This window comes from Halapricum sp. CBA1109 (assembly GCF_009741825.1).
In the GTDB taxonomy this organism is placed as follows: domain Archaea; phylum Halobacteriota; class Halobacteria; order Halobacteriales; family Haloarculaceae; genus Halapricum.
This window is the reverse complement of sequence record NZ_WPCA01000170.1, coordinates 1-5,106: the sequence shown is the minus strand read 5'-3', so window position 1 is coordinate 5,106 and position 5,106 is coordinate 1. Positions and strand designations below refer to the sequence as shown.

6 protein-coding genes and 1 pseudogene are annotated in these 5,106 nt (G+C 67.7%); 2 read left to right on the top strand and 5 right to left on the bottom strand.

Annotation, left to right across the window (positions count from 1 at the left end; genetic code table 11):
* The coding region (locus tag GJ629_RS14220) for an Sjogren's syndrome/scleroderma autoantigen 1 family protein (RefSeq protein ID WP_305037658.1) at positions 1–318 on the bottom strand (318 nt) is incomplete at its 3' end.
* A gap of 88 nt (positions 319–406) precedes the next feature.
* Here GJ629_RS14220 and mdh point away from each other — a divergent pair.
* The gene (mdh, locus tag GJ629_RS14215; protein WP_157513622.1) at positions 407–1,327 is read left to right on the top strand and encodes a malate dehydrogenase; all 921 of its coding nucleotides are present in this window, start codon (positions 407–409) and stop codon (positions 1,325–1,327) included.
* Positions 1,328–1,414: 87 nt separating this feature from the next.
* On the opposite strand, the gene GJ629_RS17680 is transcribed toward mdh, so the two are convergent.
* Positions 1,415–1,546, bottom strand: coding sequence for a hypothetical protein (locus tag GJ629_RS17680; protein ID WP_255475242.1), 132 nt, complete (start codon positions 1,544–1,546; stop codon positions 1,415–1,417).
* 118 nt (positions 1,547–1,664) lie between these two features.
* On the opposite strand from GJ629_RS17680, the gene GJ629_RS14210 reads away from it, so the two are divergent.
* Positions 1,665–2,792 carry an ORC1-type DNA replication protein gene (locus GJ629_RS14210; RefSeq protein WP_157513621.1) on the top strand — a complete coding sequence of 376 codons (1,128 nt, stop codon included), beginning with the start codon at positions 1,665–1,667 and terminating at the stop codon, positions 2,790–2,792.
* On the opposite strand, the gene GJ629_RS14205 is transcribed toward GJ629_RS14210, so the two are convergent.
* The 3 genes and pseudogenes from GJ629_RS14205 to GJ629_RS14195 all read right to left on the bottom strand — a co-directional run bounded on the left by GJ629_RS14205 (position 2,789) and on the right by GJ629_RS14195 (position 4,872).
* Complete coding sequence (locus GJ629_RS14205; protein ID WP_157513620.1) at positions 2,789–2,971, bottom strand: hypothetical protein; 183 nt, start codon at positions 2,969–2,971, stop codon at positions 2,789–2,791. The genes GJ629_RS14210 and GJ629_RS14205 overlap by 4 nt on opposite strands.
* Positions 2,972–3,095: 124 nt before the next feature.
* Positions 3,096–3,868: pseudogene (locus GJ629_RS14200) on the bottom strand (hypothetical protein).
* A gap of 137 nt (positions 3,869–4,005) precedes the next feature.
* Positions 4,006–4,872, bottom strand: coding sequence for a transcription initiation factor IIB family protein (locus tag GJ629_RS14195; protein ID WP_157513619.1), 867 nt, complete (start codon positions 4,870–4,872; stop codon positions 4,006–4,008).
* Positions 4,873–5,106: the final 234 nt, after the last annotated feature.

Below are 5,106 nucleotides of genomic sequence, written 5' to 3'. Positions count from 1 at the left end.
GAGGGCCAGTCCGCCGGCGCCGTCGGCCGTCCCCGTCCTCGGCCGGCGTCCCTTCGGCGCCGTCGTCGCCGTCCGCCGACTGTGGGCTCGCGGCCCCCGTCTCGTCGCGTCGGCGACGACCTGCTGGCAGGACGGGCAGAACTCCTGGCCCTCGTAGCGGAAGATGGGGTCGCCACACTCCCCGCAGTGGGCGTTGGTCATCGTCGCGCCCTTCAACAGGAGTTCGCTCATCCGTTCTGTCGTCTCCCGGTCGTCCTCCTCCTCGTCGTACTTCTCCCGGAGCCGTTCCCGCTCGGCTTCCTTGTCGAAGTCGCTCATAGGCGTCCGTACGGTAGGCGACCGGAAAAGTATCGTCCTCCGTACCGCCGAAGCGTTTAACCGGTGTCCGTGAGCGGTACTAGCTAGTATGTCCTTCACGAAAGTAAGTGTCATTGGGGCCGCTGGGACCGTCGGTGCCGCCGCCGCCTACGACATCGCGCGGCGCGACATCGTCGACGAGATATGCCTCGTCGATATCCCGGAGAAGGAAGACGAGACGGTCGGCGAGGCCAGCGACGTCGGGCACGGCGTCGCCTACGACGCGAACACCGAGGTCTATGAGGGGGGCTACGAGGACACCGCGGGGACGGACGTCGCCGTCATCACGGCCGGTATCCCGCGGCAACCGGGACAGACGCGGCTGGATCTGGCGGAGGACAACCTCCCGATTATGGACGACATCGGGTCGAACCTCGAAGCCCATACAGAGGACTTCGTCTCGCTGACGACGTCGAACCCGGCGGACCTGCTGAACCGCCACCTCTACGAGACGGGCGACCGGCCCCGCGAACACGTCGTCGGGTTCGGCAACCGCCTCGACAGCGCCCGGTTCCGGCACGTCCTCGCGGACTACTTCGGCGTGCCGGTCCGGAACGTCGAGGCGACTGTCGTCGGCGAACACGGCGACGGGCAGGTCCCGCTGTTCTCGAAGGTCCGCGTCGGCGGCGTCGACCCCGCGTTCGACGCGGACGAACGCGAGGAGATACTCGACGCGGTCCGGGTGTCCGCGATGAACGTCATCGAGAAGAAGGGCGCGACCCAGTGGGGGCCGGCGGCCGGACTGGGCCATATGGTCGAGGCTATCGTCCGCGACACTGGCGAGGTGATCCCCGGGTCGGTTCCCCTCGACGGCGAGTACGGCCACGCCGGCCCGAGCGTCGGCGTCCCTCTCGAACTCGGAGCCGACGGCGCCGAGGACGTCGTCGAATGGGCGCTCACCGACGAGGAGCGTCGACAGTTCGACGAGGCCGCGGCGAAACTCGACGAACAGTACGGCAACGTGGCCTGAGCGACCGTCACGGGATCCGTCGGTCAGCGAGACGCTCCCCCCGGCGACTCCCGGGCCGACAGCCGCGAGCGGCGGCCCGCCCCAGTCTCAGAACAGTCGCGGGTCGTCGGTCCCGTCGGCCCGCCAGACGGACTCCTCGCGGGCGATGGCATCGACGTTCTCCGGCACCTCTCCCCCGACGAGCGACGCCCACTCCTCGAGGTGTGTGTCTGTCTCCATGGTGTGGTGTGTGCATCACAGCGGGATTATATAACGATTGTGAATATTCTTACCGTCCGAATCCGGACTCCTGTATCCCGAACAACTGTTAAGTAGCGTCGGGAGCGAGGTGAAAGTGATGACCGAGGACCCCGAAGAGGGGATGCTTTCCTGGGACGAGACGGTCTTTCGGGACGAGCACGTCTTCGAGATAGACTACGTGCCCGAGACGTTCCGTCACCGCGAGACCCAGATGGAGTCCCTGAAGTACGCGCTCCGCCCCGCCGTTCGAGGGTCCCGGCCGCTGAACGTCATCGCCCGGGGACCGCCCGGCACGGGCAAGACGACGGCGGTCCAGAAGCTGTTCTCCGAACTCCACGCCCAGACGGACGTGCGGGTCGCCCGCGTCAACTGTCAGGTCGACTCGACGCGGTACTCGGTGTTCTCGCGGCTGTTCGAGCACGTCTTCGACTACGAACCGCCCGCGAGCGGCATCTCCTTCAAGAAGCTGTTCGGCCAGATTACCGACCGCCTCGTCGAGGAGGACACGGTGCTGGCGGTGGCGCTGGACGACGTGAACTACCTCTTCTACGAGAACGAGGCCTCGGACACGCTGTACTCGCTGTTGCGCGCCCACGAGGCCCACAGCGGCGCGAAGATCGGCGTCGTCTGCATCTCCTCGGATCTGGAGTTGGACGTGATCGAGGCCTTAGACTCCCGCGTCCAGAGCGTCTTCCGGCCCGAGGAGGTGTACTTCAGCAAGTACGACCAGCCGGCAATCGTCGACATCCTCGACGAACGCGTCGAGCGCGGCTTCCACGAGGGTGTCATCGACGCGCCTGTCCTCGACCGCGTCGCCGAACTCACCGCCGAACAGGGCGGGGACCTCCGGGTCGGTATCGACCTGTTGCGCCGCGCGGGGATGAACGCCGAGATGCGCGCCAGTCGGACCGTCGAACGCGAGGACGTCGAGGCCGCCTACGACAAATCGAAGTACGTCCACCTCTCGCGGCACCTCCGCGGCCTCTCGGAGGCCGAGACGGCGCTGGTCGAAGTCCTCGCCGAGAGCGGCGGCGGGCAGGCCGGCGACGTCTACGAGACCTTCGGCGAGCGCACCGATCTGGGCTACACCCGCTACTCGGAGATCATCAACAAACTCGACCAGTTGGGCATCGTCGACACCGAGTACAAGAGTGTCGAGGGCCGCGGCCGCTCGCGGGAACTCACACTCTGTTACGACGACGACGCGGTCTTGGACCGTCTCTAGCGCCGCCGCGGCCGGTATTCCCCACCGGCTATCAACGCCCACACACCGACGACGTAGCTCCCGACACCGATAGTCGACACCGCCGGCGCTTGCCCCGGAAAGACACTCATAAACGGGGCGTCGAGCGGCGTCAATCCCGAGAGGACGCCACCTCCCAGACACACCGTTCCGAAGAGCATCGCCACCCCGATAACGCCCAATCGTACGTACCCCAGTACCGGTTTCGACATAGGCGAACAGTCTCGCCAGCCTATGGTAGCCTCTATCGTTTACTCTCCTGACTATCAAAACTATCTCGACTAGCTACAGTACTCGGTCGGCCCACTCCAGCGCGAAGTCGACGCCGTGGTCGCCGTAGGCCGCGGTGTCGAGGGCGTCGAACGGCGCGGGCACAGACACGTCGTGTTTGACGGCGTTGCAGGCCAGTTCGGCCGCCTGCGGGAACGTCGTCTCGCTGGTCGCGATGTCTTCCGAGAGCGAGGACAGCCGTGGTGTCAACCGCTCGCCGGCGTCCTCGTAGGCCGCGTAGAGGTCCGGATGCGTGTCGGCCCACCCCTCGAACACCGCGTGGCTGTGACAGCGACGTAGGCGTCGAACAGCGCGGTCGCTAGCTGGTAGGTCCCGGCCGGGCCGAGGCTGTCGCCGGCGATGGCGTCGAGGTCCCGGTAGCGCTCCCCGAAGAACCCGAGGAAGTGCTCGGGGAGGTCGAGTCCGATTTCGACCAGCGCCTCGGCGATCAGGAAGTCGACGAAGTCGTCGGGAGAGCCGGTCAGTCGCGGTTTGACGAACACGAGCGGCGGGTCGGTCTGGCGGGTCCAGGCGACGCCGCCGTCGCCCGGCGCACCGACGGTGAACGCGCCGCTTGCGTACTCGACCAACTGGTCGGGCGCGTCGGCCGGGAGCCACTCCGTCGGGTACTCGGCGGGGTCGAGTCCGTCGACCCGGAGGCCGAGTTCCTCGGCGACCGCCGGATCCAGCGTCTCGAAGTCCCGTTCGGTGTCGAAGACGACGGCGTCGGGGGCGTGAGCGTCCCGGACCGACGACAGCGGCTCCGACAGTGAGCGTTCGGTGAACATCAGGCCCCGAGGACGATGTTGGCCACGAGCGCAAGCGCCAGCAGTGCCGAGACACCGACCGTTCCGACCACGACTTTCGTTGCCGTACTCATACCCGGCCGTTGTCGCGCCAGTCGATAAAAGCCCACCTTTCACGCTCACTCCTCGCGCAGTCGGTGGTAGGTCACTCGCAGCGTCGCCGCAGCGACGCCGGCTACCTCGGCCGCTTCGGCCTGTGTGAGATCCGTTCCCTCCGCTCTGGCGGCGGTGTACAGACACCCCGCGGCGACGCCACAGGGGTTGTTGCCGTTCGTGAGGCCGGCCGCCGCCGCGTCGCCGACGAGGTCGTGGGCCCGTCGCTCGACGGCCGTGTCGAGGTCCAGTTCGCTGGCGAACCGCGGGAGGTACTCCGCCGGATCGACCGGGCCCGTCTCGACGTCCAACTCACGGTTGAGGACGCCGTAGGCGGTGGTGAGGCGGTCGGCGTCGATGCGGGCGACGCCGGCCACCTCCTCGATAGTCCGCGGGAGACTCGCCGCCCGACAGACCGCGTACACCGCCGCGGCGGCCATCGACTCGATGGACCGCCCCCGGAGTAGGTCCGCCTCTTGGGCCTCCCTGAAGCGAACGCACGCCCGGTCGCGGAAGGGGTCGGGGACGCCGAGGCGGTCGGTCATCCGCCTGATCTCGGTGAACGCCGCCCGGCGGTTGCGCATCACCTTCGATGCGGTCCCGGCCCGGCGGTGGTGGGTCCGCATCCGCGCCAGCCGTCGCTTGCGTCGCGCGGGCGCGTCCGGGGCGTGGCCCATCTCCGTCGAGAGGCCGTTGTCGTGGCGGGCGGGCGTCAACGGCGCGCCGGTCCGCTCGCGGTCGTTCTCGTCGTCGGCGAACGACCGCCACTCCGGGCCGCGGTCCATCCGGTCGGCGCCGACGACCAGTCCGCATTGGCGACACACCTGTTCGTCCTCGCGTCGTTCGACGTGCCCGCTACACTCCGGGCAGTCCGTCTCCTCTGTCGCGTGCATCACCCGTCCAGCCGGTTCGTACTACTTAAAGGATCGGTCGGCCGGCGGTCGACACTCGGCCACGCGGTGGCTCCGCACGAGCCCGACGCCCGCGGGCTTTTTGACAGTTGGTCGCATACCTCCGGACATGGAATCCGTCAGGAAGGGCCTCCGGTCCGGTTCTATCGTCAAGGACACGTACGAACGGTTGGCCTGGTGCCGACTGCGAGAGACACTGAGCGACCGAGAACGACC